Source organism: Enterobacter sp. HK169 (assembly GCF_001719105.1).
GTDB classification, from domain to species: domain Bacteria; phylum Pseudomonadota; class Gammaproteobacteria; order Enterobacterales; family Enterobacteriaceae; genus Enterobacter; species Enterobacter asburiae_B.
The window spans coordinates 2,451,584-2,471,254 of sequence record NZ_CP017087.1; the positions used below are offsets into that span (position 1 = coordinate 2,451,584).

The following is a 19,671-nucleotide window of genomic DNA, read 5'->3' on the forward strand; positions in this document are numbered from 1 at the left end:
CCAACACCCTACGGAACAACAAGACAACGGGAGAAGTTCATGACCTGGGAATATGCGCTAATCGGTTTAGTCGTCGGCATCGTCATCGGTGCTGTGGCCATGCGTTTCGGTAATCGCAAATTGCGTCAGCAGCAGTCACTGCAGTACGAACTGGAAAAGAACAAAGCCGAGCTGGAAGAGTATCGTGAAGAGCTGGTCAGCCACTTTGCCCGTAGCGCCGAGCTGCTGGACAACATGGCAACCGACTATCGTCAGCTTTATCAACATATGGCAAAAAGCTCCAGCAGCCTGCTGCCGGAAATGACTGCGGAAACCAACCCGTTCCGCAACCGTCTGGCTGACTCTGAAGCCGGTAACGATCAGGCGCCCGTTCAGATGCCTCGCGACTATTCCGATGGCGCGTCCGGCCTGCTGCGCGGCGGTGTAAAACGCGATTAATCGCACAACCTGAATATATTTTACGGGCGCAGCGATTGCGCCCGTCCTTTCCTGATGACCCCAGCTATCATTTAGTTAAACACCTCATTGTTCAGCGGTTTAAAATTCAATAACATCAACGTGTTTTTAGGGCCGTTTTTCCTTTATTCCAGGTTACGAGAGTCAACATCGATGAAGAAAAAAAACCAGCTGTTGAGCGCTATCGCGTTAAGTGTCGGGTTATCTCTCTCGGCGTCCGTCCCTGTATTTGCCGCCATTCCCTCCCAGGTGCCTGGCCAGGCGGCCATTCCAAGCCTCGCGCCTATGCTGGAAAAAGTGTTGCCGGCGGTCGTCAGCGTTCAGGTTGAGGGCACCGCAGTACAAAGCCAACGCGTCCCTGAAGAACTGAAAAAATATTTTGGCGATGAGTCTCCCGACCAGCAGGCTCAGCCTTTTGAAGGCCTGGGTTCTGGCGTCATTATTGATGCGGCAAAAGGCTATATCCTGACCAACAACCACGTCATCAGCCAGGCCGATAAAATCAGCGTCCAGCTGAACGATGGCCGCGAATTTGATGCCAAACTGATCGGCGGCGATGACCAGAGCGACATCGCGCTGCTGCAGGTGCAAAACCCAAGCAACCTGACCCAGATTGCCATCGCTGACTCTGACAAACTGCGCGTCGGCGATTTTGCCGTCGCCGTGGGCAACCCCTTTGGTTTAGGGCAGACCGCGACTTCCGGGATCGTCTCCGCGCTCGGGCGCAGCGGCCTCAATCTGGAAGGGCTGGAAAACTTTATCCAGACCGATGCCTCAATCAACCGTGGGAACTCCGGCGGGGCATTGCTCAACCTTAACGGCGAGCTGATTGGGATTAACACGGCGATTCTGGCCCCGGGCGGCGGCAGCATCGGAATCGGTTTTGCTATCCCCAGCAATATGGCCAAAACGCTGGCGCAGCAGCTCATCCAGTTCGGTGAAATCAAACGCGGGCTGCTGGGTATTAAAGGGATGGAGATGAGCGCGGATATCGCAAAAGCGTTCAACATCAACGTGCAGCGCGGGGCGTTTGTCAGTGAAGTGCTGCCAAACTCCGGCTCGGCAAAAGCGGGCGTGAAGTCGGGTGATGTGATCGTCAGCCTGAACGACAAACCGCTGAGCAGCTTTGCAGAACTGCGTTCGCGGATTGCCACAACGGAACCTGGCGCCAAAGTGAAGCTGGGCCTGATACGTGACGGTAAGCCGCTTGACGTTGAAGTGACGCTGGATAAGAGCACCTCTTCCTCGGCCAGTGCGGAGCTTATCGCCCCGGCGCTGCAAGGGGCTACGCTGAGCGATGGGCAGCTGAAGGACGGTACGAAAGGCATTAGTATCGACACCGTCGAGAAGAGCAGCCCTGCGGCACAGGCTGGATTGCATCAGGATGACGTGATCATCGGTGTCAACCGCAATCGCGTGCAGTCCATTGCCGAACTGCGCAAGGTGCTGGAAAGCAAACCAGCGGTTATTGCCCTGCAGGTCATGCGTGGCAATGAGTCCATCTATATTCTGTTGCGCTAAGCATTTGCGACCCGGACATCACCGCTGCGTGTGATGTCCGGATAACTCATGTTATGCTGCAAATCGTTCCTTTTTTAACGACACGCGCATCATGCTTTTAAAGCTCTTACGTTCTACTGTCATCGGTTTGATTGTCGCTGGCCTGCTGCTGCTGGCGCTGCCGTCTTTACGTCAGTTCAATAAACTGTCGGCTCCCCAGTTCGATAGCACGGATGAAACGCCGGCCACCTATAACCAGGCCGTCCGCCGTGCCGCACCTGCCGTGGTTAACGTCTATAACCGTGGTCTGAATACCTCAGCCCATAACCAGCTGGAGATCCGTACCCTCGGCTCCGGCGTGATCATGGACGAGCGCGGCTACATTATTACCAACAAGCACGTGATTAACGATGCTGACCAGATCATCGTCGCCCTGCAGGATGGCCGCGTGTTTGAGGCGTTACTCGTTGGGTCTGACAGCCTGACCGACCTGGCCGTTCTGAAAATTAACGCCACGGGCGGTTTGCCGGTCATCCCGATCAACCGTAAACGTACCCCGCATATTGGTGACGTCGTACTGGCTATCGGTAACCCTTACAACCTAGGCCAGACCATCACCCAGGGGATTATCAGCGCGACCGGTCGTATCGGTTTGAACCCCTCCGGGCGGCAGAACTTCCTGCAAACCGATGCCTCCATCAACCACGGTAACTCCGGCGGGGCGCTGGTCAACTCGCTGGGCGAGCTGATGGGTATAAATACCCTCTCGTTCGATAAAAGTAACGACGGTGAGACGCCGGAAGGGATCGGCTTCGCCATTCCGTTCCAGCTGGCGACCAAAATCATGGATAAACTGATCCGCGACGGACGCGTGATCCGCGGCTATATCGGTATCGGCGGGCGCGAAATTGCACCGATGCATACCCAGGGCGGCGGTATCGATCAGATTCAGGGCATCGTGGTTAACGAGGTGGCACCGGGTGGCCCGGCGGCTAACGCGGGGATTCAGGTAAACGATGTCATTGTGTCGGTCAACGGCACGCCAGCGGTCTCTGCGCTGGAGACGATGGATCAGGTGGCAGAAATTCGCCCGGGTTCTATCATTCCTGTTGAGGTCATGCGCAACGATAAGAAACTGACGCTGCACGTGACGATTCAGGAATACCCGGCCACTAACTGACAGGCATAAAAAAACGGAGCGATAAGCTCCGTTTTTTTTACCGGGAGACGGGTTCGTATTACTTGTTAACGAACTCTTCGCCCAGGGTGATATCTTTCTTCAGCGTATCCAGCATGCCTTCCATCGCGTGTTGTTCAAACGCGCTCAGCGTACCAATGGATTTACGCTCTTCGATACCGTTTTTACCCAGCAGCAGCGGCTGAGAGAAGAAGCGAGCGTGTTCGCCATCGCCTTCAACGTAAGCGCATTCAACAACGCCTTTCTCGCCCTGCAGAGCGCGAACCAGTGACAGACCAAAACGCGCAGCCGCCTGGCCCATAGACAGGGTTGCAGAACCGCCACCCGCCTTCGCTTCCACCACTTCGGTGCCCGCGTTCTGGATGCGTTTAGTCAGGTCAGCCACTTCCTGCTCGGTGAAGCTCACGCCTGGGATCTGCGACAGCAGAGGCAGGATGGTGACGCCAGAGTGACCGCCGATTACCGGTACTTCCACTTCTGTTGGCTGCTTGCCTTTCAGCTCAGCAACAAAGGTGTTGGAACGGATGATATCCAGCGTGGTTACGCCGAACAGTTTGTTTTTGTCGTAAACACCCGCTTTCTTCAGCACTTCTGCCGCGATAGCCACGGTGGTGTTCACCGGGTTGGTGATGATCCCGATGCATGCTTTCGGGCAGATTTCTGCAATCTGTTGCACCAGGTTTTTCACGATGCCCGCGTTGACGTTGAACAGGTCTGAACGATCCATGCCTGGCTTACGCGCCACGCCTGCAGAAATCAGCACCACGTCGGCACCCTGCAGCGCAGGACGTGCATCTTCACCGGAGAAGCCTTTGATTTTTACAGCAGTCGGGATGTGGCTCAGGTCAACCGCCACACCTGGGGTTACCGGAGCAATATCGTACAGGGAGAGTTCTGAGCCTGAAGGCAGTTGGGTTTTCAGTAGTAGGGCAAGCGCCTGGCCGATACCACCAGCAGCGCCGAGGACTGCGACTTTCATCCTAAACTCCTTATTATGGTTAACTTAAGTATCTGTAAATCCGTTGCGGCGACCATAATTCAGCAAGTAAATAATTACAATTTTCGTAGCTAAAGAATTTGAGGTCACGCGACTTTATCTCTCACCAGAAGACTATCTGACGACAGAGGGCAACGCATTAAGAGGTGGTTACAATACACCCTGCCCCGCCACCAAAACAACATCATTTTGATAACATTTAATTTACTTTTAAGCTTATTTGCGCGGCGTGACCCAGGCATGTTTTCTGATAACGAAATCTGATAAAATCACTCCCTTTCATAACATTATTTCAGCCTGGCGCTGAGTAGATAATTTGCATAAAAATTCATCCACACGCATAATAATGTTGTTTCTATCGTCATATTCCGGGTGACTTATGCGAAGCTCGTCTAAGCAAGAAGAATTAGTAAAGGCGTTTAAGGCGCTACTCAAAGAAGAGAAATTCAGTTCTCAGGGAGAAATTGTTCAGGCGCTGCAGGAACAAGGCTTCGATAACATCAACCAGTCGAAAGTCTCCCGCATGTTAACGAAATTTGGCGCGGTGCGTACGCGTAACGCCAAGATGGAGATGGTCTATTGCCTGCCGGCAGAACTTGGCGTGCCGACCACCTCCAGCCCGCTCAAAAACCTGGTTCTGGATATCGATCATAACGATGCCGTCGTGGTGATCCACACAAGCCCGGGTGCCGCGCAGCTCATTGCCCGCATGCTGGACTCGCTGGGTAAAACGGAAGGTATCCTCGGGACTATCGCCGGTGATGACACCATCTTTACCACACCGGCTAGCGGTTTCTCCGTGAAAGATCTCCACGAAGCCATTCTGGTACTGTTCGAACAGGAACTCTAATCCCCTCTCCCCGTAGCGCCGCTGCGGGGATCGTTCTGCTTCCGCTGCGTTCTCCCCTCTTTTCTACTGCCCTTCACTTTGACAAATAGTGCTTTTTACCACCTATTAACATTCATCTGGTGAATGCTAAATCAAAAAATCGCACAAAAAATCAAAAGCTGATATCCATATGATTTTATTAGATATAACCAACAAGAATGAACAAAAAACGTCCAATATTATGCAATTTGGTTATAAAAAACAGACTGGTTAACACGTAATAACAATAGAAACCATTAGCCTGGTATTAATTTTTACCGTTATTAGTGTATACTTGATTTTGTGATGAGGGTCACGAAACAAGACCCCACTAAAAAATTCGACGAGGTAAAAAACATGAAAATCAAATCAACTGTAGCGGCGCTCAGCGTCCTGTCCGTCCTGTCATTCGGTGCTTTCGCAGCTGACTCTATCAATGCTGACCAGGCGCAATCCCGTCAGGCCATCGGTACGGTTTCTGTCGGCGCGGTCGGCACATCGCCAATGGACATGCATGAGATGCTGAACAAAAAAGCGGAAGAACAGGGTGCGTCATCCTATCGCATCATCGAAGCGCGTTCCGGTGACCACTGGCACGCCACCGCTGAGCTGTACAAATAAGTTTTAGTAATAACTGAAGACGTAAATCTCCACTCAACGGCACCAGGCATAAAAATAGCGGTTCAACCCTTCTCGCCGTTGAGTAAAAACCCTATTCAGGAGTAAAGACTATGAAAACCAAATTGATCATCGCAACCCTCGGTCTGGCATCCGTTCTCTCTTTCGGCGCGAGCGCAGCCGTACAGCAGGTAAATGCCGACCAGGCACAAAATCTACAGCGTATGGGCAGCGTCTCCGTAACGTCTGTCACCGGCTCACCGATGGATATTCGTCACGAACTTGCCGCCAAAGCTGAAAAAGCAGGCGCCAGCAGCTATCGCGTCACCGAACTGAATCAGGGTGACCACTGGCATGCAACGGCAGAACTGTATAAATAAACCCTCGTCGTATCTCATCATACGACTTGCCCCTGGCCTTATGGTCAGGGGCTTTTTTCATTCAATGCCGCGCGTTAAAGCGCAGCTGCCCTTCAAGCTCTTCTTCCGCTTCATCGAACAGCAATATCAGCGCGCCAAAACGTCTTCGCAGCTTATCGGGCAAATGGATGAACTCAATTTCCAGCGGTAGCGGCAACTGACTGCCGGTGACCACGTCCCACAGCGTATCCAGATTCGTCACGCTTTCCCGTTCAAGATCAAACGCCCGGATAAATTCACGGTAGAAGTCTTCCTGACTGTCGATCTCGTCAAAATCAAACGTATAGGTTTTCATTGCCAGCCACCCAGTCCAGGCGAGCGGCAGATGCCGCCCTGTCTATTATAATCCCCCAATATGCAGGGTTTTAACTTCCAGATACTCTTCCAGTCCCAGCACGGAGCCCTCTCGTCCAAGACCTGACTCTTTTACGCCGCCAAAGGGCCCAAGCTCCGTGGAGACGGCGCACTCGTTGATGCCGATCATCCCGCTCTCGATGGCCTGTGAAACGCGGAAGACCCGAGAAAGATTCTGGGTGTAGAAGTAAGCCGCCAGCCCATAGGGCGTGTTGTTGGCGCGCTGGATGACTTCATCTTCCGAGGTGAAACGGAAGCACGCCGCCACCGGGCCAAACGTCTCTTCTTCTGCCAGCTTCATGCCTTCATGGCAGTCGCCCAGTACGGTTGGCATCCAGAAATTCCCGCCAAGCGGATGAGGCTTCCCTCCTGCCAGTACGGTTGCGCCCCGGGCAACGGCGTCGTCGATGTGTTCACGCACCTTGTTGACCGCCGAAGGTTCAATCAGCGGCCCGACGACCACCCCCTCCTCAAGACCATTACCCACCTTCAGCGCCTTCACCGCATCGGCAAGTTTATTCACAAATTTGTCGTAGACGGTTTCCTGAATATAAAAACGGTTCACGCTGACGCAGACCTGCCCGGCATTGCGGAACTTGTTGGCGATCGCGCCCTTAACCGCCGCGTCGATGTCCGCATCCTCAAAAACGATATACGGGGCATTTCCCCCCAGCTCCATCGAGACTTTTTTCATGGTTTCTGCGGCGTTACGCACCAGCGTTTTGCCGACGGAGGTTGAGCCGGTAAAGGAGATTTTACGCACGTCGCGGCTTGCCATGATCGCATCGCTGATTTCATGCGTATTCCCGGCGACGGTGTTGAGAACACCGTCGGGCACACCGGCCTGTTTCGCCAGCGTAAGCAGCGCAAATGCGCTGAGCGGCGTGTTATTGGCCGGTTTAATGACCCCGGTGCATCCTGCTGCCAGCGCCGGGCCTAACTTGCGGGTGAGCATGGCCATCGGGAAGTTCCACGGCGTAATCGCCGCGACCACACCAATAGGTTCACGGGTCGCCAGAATGCGTGAGCCGGGTTTTATCGGCGGAATAATTTCTCCGTTCGCGCGTTTGGCCTCTTCGGCAAACCACTGGATAAAGCTGGCGGCGTACTCGACTTCTCCCTCCGCTTCTTTCAGGGGTTTGCCCTGTTCGGTGGTCATCAACCGCCCGAGCCAGCTTTTATTCTCAATAATCAGTTCGTACCAGCGGTAGAGAATCGCCGAGCGTTCTTTCGCGGTTTTGGCACGCCATGCCGGGAAGGCCTGGGTAGCCGCTGCAATAGCGTCTTCGGTTTGCGCTTTACCCGCTTTTGCGACTTTAGCAATGACCTCGCCTGTCGCGGGATTCAGCACATCAAAGGTTGTATCCAGCGTTTTCCAGATTCCGTTGACCAGATAACCGGTCTGAAAAAGGATGTGGTCCTGAAGCGCCTGGGTCGTCATGTGTTCTCCCTTTCTGAAATGTAAGAACGTGCTGGAATAAGTATAGCCACAAAAAAACCGACGCTTTTGGCGTCGGTTTTTTTACTTCAGTCAGTTATCCGTGAGGGCATTCTGGTAGCGATGCAGCATAAACACCAGCCGTCCTACCGGCTCGGTCACCTGAGGCGGCGCCTCCCAGTGCTTGAGCTTTTCCTGATAGGTATCGAGCTCTTCAAGCAGCTGCGTAAAGTAGCGACGCCGTTTGTCATCGCTGCTGGCAGAAAGCACGTGATCGGCGGTACGACGCAGCTGGCGGTGGTATGCCGACAAATCGTCGTTGATCGGCACGGGCGCGTTACGCAAACGCTGGTGCGCAATGATCATGGTTAACGCCAGGCGGAACTTCGCGATATCGCCCGGGAACTTGTTCAGCAGCAAAAACAGCTGCTGGTAGAGCGCGGGCAGGTGGTTCTCTTTACGGCGCGCGGTATTGGTTGTCAAAGATGACACGGCAGCCGACACGAACTGGTTCAGCAGCACGCGGCCCGTTCTTGCCTGCGAGTTATCCCGCACCAGCAGTATCACCATCATGGCCAGGAAGCAGCCCACCAGCTGGCCTAACGCGCTGTCGAGGAACTGGCTGAAATGGAAGGTCATCGGGTTATCGAGAACGATGATGTTAATCGTACTCGCCAGCGCCCCCAGCGATCCAAGACGCCGCTTTTGCACTTCAATGCCGATAAAGAACGCCATTACCGCCAGGCTAATGCAGAGCAGCAGCATGCTCTGTTGCGTCGACGGGATGATGACCAGGAAATAGAGCGCGCCTATCGGCAACGCGGCAATCGTGCCGTAAAGGAAATCAATGGCGACCATACGCGGATTAGGCAGACGCATCGCCAGTGCGGTCACAACGGCAATCATCACCATCGCGCCGCTGCCGGATGTCCAGCCCGTCCACAGCCAGAACAGCGTGCCGAGCATGCAGGCAAGCGTCGTACGCCAGAAATTGACCATGGCGTGATGACGCTCGGCGGATTCCGCCTTGATCACCACTTCCCCCTGCAGCACCTCTTCTTCCGCCGCGCTGATTTTGGTGTTACCGATCACGCCGCGCTTCAGAAGCAGATAGCGCGTCGCGGCGCCGACCCAGGTGTAGATGGTTACCGGCGTGTCGCGCTCCCCGGTCCAGGCAATCACCCGGCGCATGCGCTTAAGCTGCTTATGCACGTCCTGTACGGTTTCCACCGGCTCGGCAAACAGTTCGCGGAACGTATCGGTGACCGCTTCCGGCCGGGTGTTCTGAATCAGATAGGTTTCACAGGCCTGGGTAATCAGCGTCAGAGAGACGGTGTTGAGGGCTTTCAGGCGTCGATTCGCGCGGGCCCAGCGCGACGACTCCATATTAAGGTTGCTGCGCATTCCTTCCAGCGCCTGCGTACGACGTACCAGCCCGCTCCAGGCTTTATCCACCTCTTCGCTGTCGCCATGCTTAATGCACAGCTGCATCAGCTGATACTGGGCAACAATCAGCGCGTCGAGCTCACGGTCGACTTCCTGCTTGATGGAGCGCGGAGAGAAAAGCAGGTCAGCGACGATCGCGCTGACAATGCCAATCACAATCTCGCTGCAGCGCTCAACCGCAAACTGCGGGGCGAGCAGCGGTTCACTTTGGATAGTGATGACAATAATCAGCGCGGTATAGCCCGCCAGTCCCCAGGCGTAGGAGTTCTCCACTTTCACCAGAGACGAGAGCCAGGTGCAGAAACCCGCCCAGATACAGCACACCATCAGCATCAGCAGCGGGGTGCGGATCATGAGAATAATAATGGTCAGCGCCGCGAAACAGCCGATAAACGTCCCGATGATACGCAGCATCCCGCGATAGCGGATCGCGCCAGAATAGGGCTCCCCGCCCGCGGCAAAGGCAGGGCCCGCCGCGACAATCGCAGCCGTCAGCACTGCCCAGCGAGGAGTTTCAAGCTGGAAGTGAAAGCCAACAAACAGCGCCAGCACGATGGCGCACGCCAGCTTCACGGCGAAGCGAATGTGCTGGCTGGCGATGGAAAAGATACCCATGGCGATTAACCAAACTCGCGCAGGCGGTGGGCAATTTTACGGAAGAACGAGTCCTGGCTGGCATCCCGGTCCTTTTCACCGGTGATCACCACCGTCGCCGTGGTACCCGCAGGCCACAGATTTCCCTGCTGTTCATCCAGATGAATACGTACCGGCACGCGCTGGGCCAGACGCACCCACTCCAGGTTGGAATCGACCGTCGCCATCCCTTTGGCATCGTTAGAACTGCTGGAGTTAGTCACCCCTGCGGCAACGCTGTCGACGGTGCCTTTAAAGACGCGGTTGCTGCCGAGCGGCGTGATTTCCGCCCGGTAACCTGGGCGCACGCCTTCCAGCTTGGTCTCTTCCATATAGGCTAGCACGTAGAAGGAGTTCTGTTTAACCAGCGCCACGGCGGTAGAGCCACGGGTAATGAATTCCCCGGCATAGACGTTAAGGTTGGTGACCCAACCATCGGATGGCGCGCGGATCACGGTGCGCTCGAGATCGAGCTTCGCCAGATCGCGCGTTGCCTGCGCTTTCGCCAGCTGGTGCAGCACGGTTTGCAGCACGTTGTTGGACTGGTCAATCTCTTCGCGGGACATTGCCTGAACGCCCAGCTGATTACGGCGACCTGCCTCGCGGCGTTTCTCCGCAGCCAGCGCCTGATAATAGGCCACGTCCGCTTCCGCCTCTTCCAGCGCTTTCTGGTAACGAGGCTGGTCGATGGTGAACAGGACCTGATCTTTTTTCACCAGCTGGTTATCGTGGACGTTGACCGCCGTGATAAGGCCGGCCACGTCAGGGGCTATTGCCACCACATCGGCGCTGAAGCGTGCATCACGCGTCCACGGTGATTCGGTGTAATAAACCCAGGCGCGGAAAATAGCGATGAAGGCGAGGATAACCAGCGCCATTGTGATGGCAGTGCGGGAGATTTTTCTTGTTAGCGTTTTCACATCAACCTCAGACAAACATGCGCGATATCAGATAAAACAGGCAGCAATACAGCGCGGTATTGAACAATGCAGGGTGCCAGACGAAATCGTAGATCCCGGTAGGGACCAGCACCTTGCGCACCAGCCAGAAGATCGCCAGTGATAAAAGAAGCTCGAAAAATATCGGTGGGAACGACAGACCGAACACCACGATAACGGGAAACAGACTCATGTTGACCTTGATAAGAGAGAGTGCAGGCTTCAGAATTTTTTAGCGCACGCCACCGCAGGAGAGCAAGAAACGCCGGGCGAGAATGGCGCAGCCGTTATGTAATTAATAATATATTAACGTAACTGTTATGCTGTTATCTATAATATGTGATCTAAATCACTTTTAAGCCAGAGTGAACAATGGAACGTTTAAAACGCATGTCGGTCTTCGCCAAAGTGGTTGAGCTGGGCTCTTTTACCGCCGCTGCACGCCAGCTTCAGATGAGCGTCTCATCCATCAGCCAGACGGTGTCCAAACTGGAAGATGAGCTTCAGGTCAAGCTGCTCAACCGCAGTACCCGCAGCATTGGGCTGACGGAAGCGGGTAAAATTTACTATCAGGGCTGTCGCCGTATGCTGCTTGAAGTGCAGGATGTTCACGAACAGCTCTATGCCTTCAACAACACCCCCATCGGCACGCTGCGCATCGGGTGTTCTTCAACTATGGCACAAAATGTTCTCGCTGCCATGACGGCGGATATGCTGAAAGAGTACCCCGGTCTTACGGTCAATCTGGTGACGGGTATCCCGGCGCCGGATCTGATTGCCGACGGGCTGGACGTGGTGATCCGCGTCGGCGCGTTGCAGGATTCCAGCCTGTTCTCGCGACGGCTGGGCAGCATGCCGATGGTGGTCTGCGCCTCGAAAAGCTATCTGGCGCAGTACGGCGTTCCGGAGAAGCCCGCCGATCTCACCAACCACTCGTGGCTGGAGTACAGCGTGCGGCCCGATAATGAATTTGAGCTGATTGCCCCGGAAGGGATTTCTACCAAACTGCTGCCGGAAGGGCGGTTTGTCACTAACGATCCGATGACGATTTCACGCTGGCTGGTGGCCGGCGCCGGGATCGCCTACGTGCCGTTAATGTGGGTGATCAACGAGATCAACAGCGGCGTGCTGGAGATCCTCTTCCCGCGCTACCAGTCCGATCCGCGTCCTGTGTACGCCCTGTATACCGAAAAAGACAAACTTCCGCTCAAGGTGCAGGTGTGTATTAACTATCTGACCGAATATTTTGTGGACGTGGCGGAGCTGTTTCAGGGGATGCGGGGGAGAAGGAAAGAGTAGGCCTTTTTCCATAAGGACGAGGGAGAAAAGACAGCGCGGAGCAGCCCCCTCTCCCCTTTGGGGAGAGGGTCAGGAAATTACGCCGTGCCGCCCACCGTCAGGTTGTCCACCTTCAGCGTTGGCTGGCCCACGCCAACCGGCAGGCTCTGGCCCTCTTTACCGCAGACGCCCACGCCGTTATCCAGCTTCAGATCGTTACCGACCATGGAAATCTGCTGCATGGCTTCAATACCGGAGCCAATCAGCGTCGCCCCCTTCACCGCTTTGGTCACTTTACCTTTCTCGATCAGATACGCTTCTGACGTGGAGAAAACAAACTTACCGGAGGTGATGTCCACCTGGCCGCCGCCAAAGTTTGGCGCAAAGATACCGTAATCGACGGATTCGATAATCTCCTGCGGCGTCGATTTGCCCGGCAGCATGTACGTGTTGGTCATGCGCGGCATCGGCAGATGCGCGTAAGATTCACGGCGTCCGTTGCCCGTCGGCGCGACGCCCATCAGGCGCGCGTTGAGTTTGTCCTGCATGTAGCCTTTCAGCACGCCGTTTTCGATCAGCACATTGTACTGCCCTGGCGTACCTTCATCGTCGATAGCCACCGAGCCGCGACGATCGCGCATGGTGCCGTCATCCACCACGGTGCACAGCTCAGAGGAGACAAGCTGCCCGATTTGACCGCTGAACACGGACGTCCCGCGACGGTTAAAGTCGCCTTCCAGGCCGTGGCCTACGGCTTCGTGTAACAGCACGCCCGGCCATCCGGCGCCCAGCACCACCGGGAATGAGCCCGCCGGCGCCGCGACGGCATTCAGATTCACCAGCGCCATGCGCACGGCTTCTTTCGCCCACGCGTCGGCGCGTGCTTCACCGTCAACGTCGCCCAGGAACCAGTCATAGCCGAAACGACCGCCGCCGCCGCTTGAGCCGCGCTCGCGTTTGCCGTCGTCATCGACCTGCACGCTGATGGAGAGACGCACCAGCGGGCGAACGTCTGCCGCAAGGGTACCGTCCGTTGCCGCAACCAGAATCAACTCATACACGCCGCTCAGGCTGGCAGAAACTTCCTGCACGCGTTTGTCCGCCGCGCGGGCGACTTTGTCCACGCGACGCAGGATATCCAGCTTCTCTTCACGGCTCATGCTCTGCAGCGGATCGATGCTGGTATAGAGCGCAGAGTGCTGCACTTCTCCCAGGGTTTTCACGCGACCATCACCGGTATCACGCACAATGGTACGCGCGGCCTGCGCGCTCTGCTCGAGTGCGGTGAGGCTAATCTGATCGGCATAGGCAAAACCGGTTTTCTCGCCGCTGACGGCACGGACGCCGACGCCCTGGTCAATGTTGTAGGAGCCATCTTTGATGATGCTGTCTTCTAAAACCCAGGATTCGTGATAGCTCGACTGGAAATAAAGGTCGCCGTAGTCGAGGCGGCGTTCGGTCAGTTGACCAAGAATGGAGAACAGGTCCTGATGGCTCAGGCCGTTCGCTGCGAGCAAATGTTCACTTACCAGGTTCAGACTCATCGTATTGCTACTCGTTCGTTGCCGCCCGTGGCGGTATAAAGATCGTATTTATTGAGAGTGAGGCAATTACCTGCCCACGTCAAATCATTGCTGTGCATCTTTGCGCGGCTGGCGCAGCACCTCGTTAATCTGCGGTTTATCTACCGGACCGGTAATGCGGTAGCGCAGAATGGAGACCTTGCTCCACAGCGGCCCCAGCACTTTGCTGGCGGCAAACACTGCCGCACCGACAATCGGGTTCACCACAAAGGCCGCCGCCACGCCCACGCTCGCGGAAATTTCCGGCGCCACCACGGCTTCCATATCCAGCTCGCGACGCACGAGGTTAACGGAGCCTTTCATAGCGATATCCGCTTCCAGGCCATCCACCAACGTGTCGTCCGTATGCAGAACACCGTCCTTGATCCACGCCGTGCTGCGGATGGAATCGTAGTAGAAACCTTCGCTGAAGGTATCGCTGAAATCGAAGCGCAGCTTGCGCAGCAGCGCATCAAAACTCAGCAGGCGCAGGATCTGCCCGGCGCGCCCCGTGCTCACGTCGGCAATTTCACCTTTGCCGAAGCGGGTTTTCAGAATGCCGTTCAGCGAGGCCTCATCCGGCTTCCACGGAGCGTCACGCCAGTGAAGATCGTAATCGACGTCAAACGACGAGCCGCGCAGCGGCGTGCTGATTCCAAAGAAATTGGCTGCCGCATCCAGCTTGTTGCCTTTAATGTCGCCCTTCAGGGAAGTTCGCTGCTCGCCCGGGTTATTCACCCATTCCCCTGCGGCCGTCATGCGGCCAAAACCGGTATCAACCAGGCCACCGGAGAGCGTAAGCGTGTTGGCCTGAATAGTGAAATCACCGTCAATACGGCCATATTTCTGCCCCCACAGCCAGCACTCCGCGCAGCGCAGCTGGAGATCGGGCCAGCCGCTAAAATCGACGCGGGAGACATTACTCAGCGGCGACGCCTCTGCCGGTTTATCTTTCCCGCTCGCGGCGCTTGCCGGGTTGTAGTAGAGGTAGCGGATCGCCGCCTGCCACGGCGCGTGATTGCGCATGGTCAGCGTACCGTTGATCTCTCTGCCCTGGGCCTCCACCTTCGTGCCGTTAGCGCCAGGCTGCGAGACAATGCTCAGGTTGTTCCACTGCTGCCCGCCCAGCATCAGCGACGGCGTGCGTACGGTAATGGCCTGCGGGAACTGGGCGGTTTCATCAACGTTTTGCCCAACACCTTTCTGGAACAGCGCCAGCCACTCTGCACCGTCCATCGGCGGGAGATTCAGCTCAATGCCCGACTGCTCCGGCAGAGGCGGCGTGGAGCGGCTATCCGTTGTCCAGATGGCTTTGTCGAGGGTGAGCTTGCGGTTAAGCAGCCAGCGGCTGTTGAAGTGGTTTGTCCCGCCCGCGCTTCCGGTCAACGCGAAGCTGTTCAGGTTGCCATCGACGTTCAGCTTTACCGGCAGCGGCTGTCCGGCCTGTTTATCCAGCGGCGCAGGCAGCTGGCTCTGAAGGTTTTTCAGATCGCCCGTGATGTCGACCTTATACTGAGCACCCGCGTGATAAGGCAGGTCGATTGCCACTTTACCCTGCCAGGCGACTGCGCCCTGCACTGACGCCTCAATGGGTTTCGGCAGGACCTCCATGCGCGCTGGCTGCCAGTTACCGTCCAGATTGACGGCTACCTGATAAGCCTTTTCACCCTCGGTGGTCGTGAAGTCGATATTAACGGGCTGATTAAACCAGCTGGCCGTAAGCGGCTCGCTCTTCAGGTTTCCGTTGTCAAAGCTGAACTGCCCGCTGAGATTTTTCAGCGTGCTCTCAAGGGGTTTGATGAACAGGCTGTTGTTCTTAAGGCGGACGTCGCCTTTGGCGGTGGTCATCTCGCCGTCCAGCGGGATATCAAGATGTAAGCGAGCATTAACATCGCCATCAAGCTGTAGCTGCTGGAGCGTCGCCGCCAGCGAATCTTTCAGGGGCGTCTCCTCAAAGTACGGCCCCACCGCTTTGCCCGGGCCATTGATGTCGGCATCAATCAGCAGCTTCTCTTTGGAGTAATCCGGGATGTTGGCCGTCAGGTTGCTGGCCGTCACGCCGCCCAGCGCCACGCTGTCGGACTTCATCCATAGTCCGTCATTGAGGAAGTTGAGCTCGATATCCAGATCTTTCAGCGCGGGCCAGCCGGGCTGGAACGCAAAGGTCGCGTTATGCAGCGGCACCAGCACCTGGAACTGGCCTTCATTGTGTTTGTACGGGAAAAGATGCGGATTACCGCCGTACACCAGCGTGGCATTGTCCGCCTGACCGCCCTGAATCGCGCCGCTGAGATAGTCCACCAGGGCTTTTCCCATCAGGTTTTCCGGGAAGTAGCGCCAGGCCTGAGAGCCGTCATCGGTGCTGATCCCGGCCAGAATGCCCAGCCACGGCTCATCGCCTTCAGGCTGCAGATAGCGGAAATCGCCGCGCGCGTGCACCGCTTTGGCTTTCACATCGATATGGCGGCCATCAAGCTGGAAACCCTTGTCGTTACGGAGCCAGTTAAGCACCGCGCTGCCCTGTTCGATTTCCAGCGGCGCGCGGAAGACCGTCTCGTAAGGCATTTTGGCGTCGTGCATATCAACCGTCAGCCTGCCGTTTTCCACGCTGCCTTCCAGCTTGCCGCTAAAGTGCTCCGCCCCCGGCAGCAGCTTCCACTGCTTCCAGGCAAGATCTTTCCACGTTGCCTGGAAGCGGGTTTTTTCCGTCGCCTGGAGCGGGATGTCCAGCCCCAGCGCATCGATCGTCCCGCTCGGCTGGGTTGCCAGCCAGATCTCGCCCAGGTCCGGAGAGAGTTTTGCCGCCATCGAGCGCAGGCCCTCAATGGCCGCCAAATCGAGGTTGCTGGCGCGGATGCGCAGCTCGTCGCTGCGTTTACTGGCCGTGCCGCCGACGTCCTGCTCCGGCATCCAGGCCAGCGTCAGCGCACCGCGCGGCCACGGCTTGCCGTCCATGGTGATGCGCGTATCCGGAATGGCAAACTGCCAGCCCTCTTTTTCCTGCGTCACGTGCGCGGTGAGGTTATCGACGGAAAGCTGATGCTGCTGTTTTTCGCCTTTCCAGCTGGCGCCCCCCTGCTTGAGCCAGATATCGCCGCTGGCAAATTCACCTTTGGTCAGGGTCAGCCAGCCTTCAAGGCTGAAACGGGCAGTCTCCAGCTGCATATTTTGCTGGAGCCAGTCGCCCAGCCACGGCTTTACGTCAACATCGTCGGCCTGCAGCCAGACTTTGCCGTTGTTTAACAGGCCGTCATCGTCCCGCAGATCCATGCGCACCTGCATCACGCCGTGCTGGCCGTTCAGGCTTGAGAGATTGACCTGCCCCTCAGCGCGGTGACGTTCTTTACCGTTGAGCCAGGTCAGCTGAGGGATCGCCAGTTCGGCGCGCTGGCCGGAGAGGGTAATGAAGCTCACTTCACTGTCGCGCAGATCGAAGTGATCGAACTGACGGAGGAAAAGATCGCTGAAGCGGTTGGCTTCCAGACCCTGACCGCTATCGCCGCCGGACAGAGGCGTATTGGTCAGGAACTGGAGTTGATAAAAGGTGAGATCGCGAAACTGCCAGCGCAGATGCAGCAGGCTTTGCCAGACGTCCAGCGCCAGGGTCACGCGTTTGATTTTCAGGTGGCCGCCATCTTTGAGGCTGGCGTTGATATCCCGGACATCGAGCGTCGGGCCAAAATTCTGCCAGTTAGCGCTAATCTGGCTTACGTTCACCGGCACGCCGGTGGTGGATTCAATTTTAGCCAGCAGTTGCGGACGCCAGCTGTCCAGATGCGGTAATACGAGGCGTAGCCCGCTCACGAGCAACGCGACAATCACGACCAGCGTTGCCCCTGTAAGCAATAAAATCCCCGGCAATCGCCTCACGCATCTCTCCTTGTCAGCTTTCGTCACGCAGCGTACTGCGTCTTACATCATCACGACGTCAAACTGCTCCTGGTTATAGAGCGGTTCAATTTGTACTTTTACCTGTTTGCCGACAAAGATTTCCACTTCCGCCAGCGCGTGTGACTCTTCGCCTTTCAGCGCTTCAGCCACCGCAGGGGAAGCATAGACCAGAAAACGATCGGAGTCGTAGGCATGATGAACACGGACGATTTCGCGCATAATTTCATAGCAGACGGTCTCAACCGTCTTTACCGTTCCGCGCCCATGGCAGGTTGGGCATTCATTACACAGCACATGCTCAACGCTCTCGCGGGTACGCTTACGCGTCATTTCCACCAGCCCCAGCTGCGAGAAGCCGTTGATGCTGGTTTTCACGCGATCTTTGCTCAGCGCCTGCTCAAGCGAGTGCAGCACGCGGCGACGATGGTCTTCATTACTCATATCGATGAAGTCGATGATGATAATGCCGCCCAGATTGCGCAGACGAAGCTGGCGCGCAATCGCCTGCGTGGCTTCGATGTTAGTGTTGAAGATGGTGTCATCCAGGTTGCGATGGCCGACGAACGCGCCGGTGTTGATATCGACGGTGGTCATCGCTTCGGTCTGATCGATGATCAGATAGCCGCCTGACTTCAGCTCAACCTTACGCTCCAGCGCGCGCTGGATCTCGTTTTCGACATCATAGAGATCGAAAATCGGCTGACGCCCTGAATAATGTTCCAGCAGGCCAGGCATCTCCGGGATGTACTCAGCGGTAAATTCCAGCAGCGCTTCATAGGTCAGGCGCGAGTCCACGCGAATGCGGTCGAGCTGGGCATCGGCAAAGTCGCGCAGAACGCGCTGAGCAAGGGCCAGCTCACCGTAGAGCTGGTAGCGGGTCTGGTTGCGTTTTTTACGCTCCATCACCTTGGTCCAGACGCGCTTCAGGTAAGCCGCATCCGACGCCAGGTCTTCTTCGCTGATCCCTTCCGCAGCGGTACGGATGATAAACCCGCCCTGTTCATCGCAGTAGGCGCTGACCACTTTCTTCAGACGCTCGCGCTCGGTTTCGCTCTCAATACGCTGCGAAACGCCCACGTGCGACGCGCCGGGCATAAAGACCAGATAGCGGGAAGGTAAGGTGATGTCGGTGGTCAGACGGGCGCCTTTGGTACCGAGGGGGTCTTTCACCACCTGCACCATCAGATCCTGTCCCTGACGTACCAGTTCAGAAATATCGCGCACGGCAAACTGCTTTTGCTCTTCGCCAGCGACGCACTCGGTGTGCGGCATGATATCGGAGGCATGTAAAAACGCCGCCTTATCCAGTCCAATATCTACAAAAGCCGCCTGCATACCCGGTAGTACACGACTGACACGACCTTTGTAGATATTGCCTACTATTCCGCGCCGCGCTTCACGCTCAATATGAATTTCCTGAAGAATGCCACCATCAATATAGGCCACACGGGTTTCCGATGGCGTTACGTTTACCAACAATTCAGCCGTCATAATTATCCCTTCCCTCACGCAGTGAGTTAAAATTGCTCAGCAACTCATACGTTTCCACCAGCGGTAAGCCGACTACGGCGTGATAGCTGCCATTAATCTTCCTGACAAAACAGCCACCCAGCCCCTGAATACCGTATGCACCTGCTTTATCCATTGGTTCACCGCTGGCAATATAAGCGGCGATGTCGTCGTCGGTAAGTACTCTGAACGTCACTTCGGTCACTACCAGGCAATCCAGCACGTGCTGGCGGTCAGCCAGCGCGACGGCCGTCATCACCTGATGCGTTTGTCCGGACATTTTGTGCAGCATGCGCGCCGCATGATCGGCGTCGCGCGGTTTCTCAAGCACTTCACCGTTCAGAATAACGATGGTATCTGCTCCCAGGACGGGAAGATCGCGTGGCACACTGGCCACGCCCGCCTGCGCTTTCTCGCGCGCCAGGCGAGACACGTACTGTTGAGCGCTTTCGCCCTCAGCACGTTTTTCTTCAATGCCGGTAACGATGCGTTCAAAAGAGACGCCTAGCTGCGTCAGGAGTTCCTGACGGCGCGGGGAGCCGGAAGCGAGATACAAAGACGTCATA

Annotated in this window: 17 protein-coding genes; 7 read left to right on the plus strand and 10 right to left on the minus strand. The window is 56.2% G+C overall.

What is annotated here, in order from left to right:
• The first annotated feature begins 39 nt into the window (after positions 1–39).
• The 3 genes from zapG (at position 40) to degS (ending at position 3,136) form a co-directional block, all read left to right on the plus strand.
• On the plus strand, positions 40–438 hold the full coding sequence (gene zapG, locus EnteroDNA1_RS11610; protein ID WP_008502832.1) for a Z-ring associated protein ZapG: 399 nt from the start codon (positions 40–42) through the stop codon (positions 436–438).
• A gap of 171 nt (positions 439–609) precedes the next feature.
• Complete coding sequence (gene degQ, locus EnteroDNA1_RS11615; RefSeq protein WP_063442140.1) at positions 610–1,977, plus strand: serine endoprotease DegQ; 1,368 nt, start codon at positions 610–612, stop codon at positions 1,975–1,977.
• A gap of 91 nt (positions 1,978–2,068) precedes the next feature.
• A complete protein-coding gene (gene degS / locus EnteroDNA1_RS11620) occupies positions 2,069–3,136 on the plus strand; it encodes an outer membrane-stress sensor serine endopeptidase DegS (protein ID WP_023309386.1) in 1,068 nt (355 codons plus the stop codon).
• Positions 3,137–3,194: 58 nt separating this feature from the next.
• Here the strand turns inward: degS and mdh are convergent, their stop codons facing one another.
• Positions 3,195–4,133, minus strand: a complete 939-nt coding sequence (gene mdh, locus EnteroDNA1_RS11625) for a malate dehydrogenase (protein ID WP_023309387.1) — start codon at positions 4,131–4,133, stop codon at positions 3,195–3,197.
• A gap of 397 nt (positions 4,134–4,530) precedes the next feature.
• On the opposite strand from mdh, the gene argR reads away from it, so the two are divergent.
• From argR to yhcN (EnteroDNA1_RS11640), 3 genes are all read left to right on the plus strand, one after another.
• The gene (gene argR, locus EnteroDNA1_RS11630) at positions 4,531–5,001 is read left to right on the plus strand and encodes a transcriptional regulator ArgR (protein WP_023309388.1); all 471 of its coding nucleotides are present in this window, start codon (positions 4,531–4,533) and stop codon (positions 4,999–5,001) included.
• A gap of 375 nt (positions 5,002–5,376) precedes the next feature.
• Positions 5,377–5,640 carry a peroxide/acid stress response protein YhcN gene (yhcN, locus tag EnteroDNA1_RS11635; protein WP_023309389.1) on the plus strand — a complete coding sequence of 88 codons (264 nt, stop codon included), beginning with the start codon at positions 5,377–5,379 and terminating at the stop codon, positions 5,638–5,640.
• Positions 5,641–5,750: 110 nt separating this feature from the next.
• Positions 5,751–6,017 (plus strand): peroxide/acid stress response protein YhcN, encoded by a 267-nt coding sequence (gene yhcN / locus EnteroDNA1_RS11640; RefSeq protein ID WP_032659672.1) that lies wholly within the window; start codon positions 5,751–5,753, stop codon positions 6,015–6,017.
• 61 nt (positions 6,018–6,078) lie between these two features.
• Here the strand turns inward: yhcN (EnteroDNA1_RS11640) and EnteroDNA1_RS11645 are convergent, their stop codons facing one another.
• The 5 genes from EnteroDNA1_RS11645 to aaeX all read right to left on the minus strand — a co-directional run bounded on the left by EnteroDNA1_RS11645 (position 6,079) and on the right by aaeX (position 11,058).
• Positions 6,079–6,351, minus strand: a complete 273-nt coding sequence (locus EnteroDNA1_RS11645) for a barstar family protein (RefSeq protein ID WP_023309391.1) — start codon at positions 6,349–6,351, stop codon at positions 6,079–6,081.
• A gap of 45 nt (positions 6,352–6,396) precedes the next feature.
• A complete protein-coding gene (locus EnteroDNA1_RS11650; protein WP_069303352.1) occupies positions 6,397–7,851 on the minus strand; it encodes an NAD-dependent succinate-semialdehyde dehydrogenase in 1,455 nt (484 codons plus the stop codon).
• A gap of 90 nt (positions 7,852–7,941) precedes the next feature.
• Entirely contained in the window at positions 7,942–9,909 is a 1,968-nt protein-coding gene (aaeB, locus tag EnteroDNA1_RS11655; RefSeq protein WP_048977697.1) for a p-hydroxybenzoic acid efflux pump subunit AaeB, read from the minus strand.
• A 5-nt stretch (positions 9,910–9,914) separates the two neighbouring features.
• Positions 9,915–10,847: a p-hydroxybenzoic acid efflux pump subunit AaeA gene (aaeA, locus tag EnteroDNA1_RS11660; protein WP_023309394.1), complete on the minus strand. Its 933-nt coding sequence runs from the start codon at positions 10,845–10,847 to the stop codon at positions 9,915–9,917.
• Between the two features lie 7 nt (positions 10,848–10,854).
• A complete protein-coding gene (aaeX, locus tag EnteroDNA1_RS11665; RefSeq protein ID WP_003860416.1) occupies positions 10,855–11,058 on the minus strand; it encodes a p-hydroxybenzoic acid efflux pump operon protein AaeX in 204 nt (67 codons plus the stop codon).
• Positions 11,059–11,237: 179 nt separating this feature from the next.
• On the opposite strand from aaeX, the gene aaeR reads away from it, so the two are divergent.
• The gene (aaeR, locus tag EnteroDNA1_RS11670; RefSeq protein ID WP_023616809.1) at positions 11,238–12,164 is read left to right on the plus strand and encodes an HTH-type transcriptional activator AaeR; all 927 of its coding nucleotides are present in this window, start codon (positions 11,238–11,240) and stop codon (positions 12,162–12,164) included.
• A gap of 77 nt (positions 12,165–12,241) precedes the next feature.
• On the opposite strand, the gene tldD is transcribed toward aaeR, so the two are convergent.
• The 4 genes from tldD to EnteroDNA1_RS11690 all read right to left on the minus strand — a co-directional run bounded on the left by tldD (position 12,242) and on the right by EnteroDNA1_RS11690 (position 19,670).
• Positions 12,242–13,687 carry a metalloprotease TldD gene (gene tldD, locus EnteroDNA1_RS11675; protein WP_029740073.1) on the minus strand — a complete coding sequence of 482 codons (1,446 nt, stop codon included), beginning with the start codon at positions 13,685–13,687 and terminating at the stop codon, positions 12,242–12,244.
• Between the two features lie 84 nt (positions 13,688–13,771).
• Positions 13,772–17,575: an AsmA2 domain-containing protein YhdP gene (yhdP, locus tag EnteroDNA1_RS11680; protein ID WP_069303353.1), complete on the minus strand. Its 3,804-nt coding sequence runs from the start codon at positions 17,573–17,575 to the stop codon at positions 13,772–13,774.
• Positions 17,576–17,617: 42 nt separating this feature from the next.
• Positions 17,618–19,087 (minus strand): ribonuclease G, encoded by a 1,470-nt coding sequence (gene rng / locus EnteroDNA1_RS11685; RefSeq protein ID WP_010436156.1) that lies wholly within the window; start codon positions 19,085–19,087, stop codon positions 17,618–17,620.
• Entirely contained in the window at positions 19,077–19,670 is a 594-nt protein-coding gene (locus EnteroDNA1_RS11690) for a Maf family protein (protein ID WP_023309398.1), read from the minus strand. The genes rng and EnteroDNA1_RS11690 overlap by 11 nt, the downstream gene beginning before the upstream one ends.
• Position 19,671 lies beyond the last annotated feature (1 nt).

Coding starts and splice junctions, on each gene's coding strand:
- zapG (WP_008502832.1), top strand. CDS start 40: ATGACCTGGGAATATGCGCTAATCGGTTTAGTCGTCGGCATCGTCATC.
- degQ (WP_063442140.1), top strand. CDS start 610: ATGAAGAAAAAAAACCAGCTGTTGAGCGCTATCGCGTTAAGTGTCGGG.
- degS (WP_023309386.1), top strand. CDS start 2,069: ATGCTTTTAAAGCTCTTACGTTCTACTGTCATCGGTTTGATTGTCGCT.
- mdh (WP_023309387.1), bottom strand. CDS start 4,133: ATGAAAGTCGCAGTCCTCGGCGCTGCTGGTGGTATCGGCCAGGCGCTT.
- argR (WP_023309388.1), top strand. CDS start 4,531: ATGCGAAGCTCGTCTAAGCAAGAAGAATTAGTAAAGGCGTTTAAGGCG.
- yhcN (WP_023309389.1), top strand. CDS start 5,377: ATGAAAATCAAATCAACTGTAGCGGCGCTCAGCGTCCTGTCCGTCCTG.
- yhcN (WP_032659672.1), top strand. CDS start 5,751: ATGAAAACCAAATTGATCATCGCAACCCTCGGTCTGGCATCCGTTCTC.
- EnteroDNA1_RS11645 (WP_023309391.1), bottom strand. CDS start 6,351: ATGAAAACCTATACGTTTGATTTTGACGAGATCGACAGTCAGGAAGAC.
- EnteroDNA1_RS11650 (WP_069303352.1), bottom strand. CDS start 7,851: ATGACGACCCAGGCGCTTCAGGACCACATCCTTTTTCAGACCGGTTAT.
- aaeB (WP_048977697.1), bottom strand. CDS start 9,909: ATGGGTATCTTTTCCATCGCCAGCCAGCACATTCGCTTCGCCGTGAAG.
- aaeX (WP_003860416.1), bottom strand. CDS start 11,058: ATGAGTCTGTTTCCCGTTATCGTGGTGTTCGGTCTGTCGTTCCCACCG.
- aaeR (WP_023616809.1), top strand. CDS start 11,238: ATGGAACGTTTAAAACGCATGTCGGTCTTCGCCAAAGTGGTTGAGCTG.
- tldD (WP_029740073.1), bottom strand. CDS start 13,687: ATGAGTCTGAACCTGGTAAGTGAACATTTGCTCGCAGCGAACGGCCTG.
- rng (WP_010436156.1), bottom strand. CDS start 19,087: ATGACGGCTGAATTGTTGGTAAACGTAACGCCATCGGAAACCCGTGTG.
- EnteroDNA1_RS11690 (WP_023309398.1), bottom strand. CDS start 19,670: ATGACGTCTTTGTATCTCGCTTCCGGCTCCCCGCGCCGTCAGGAACTC.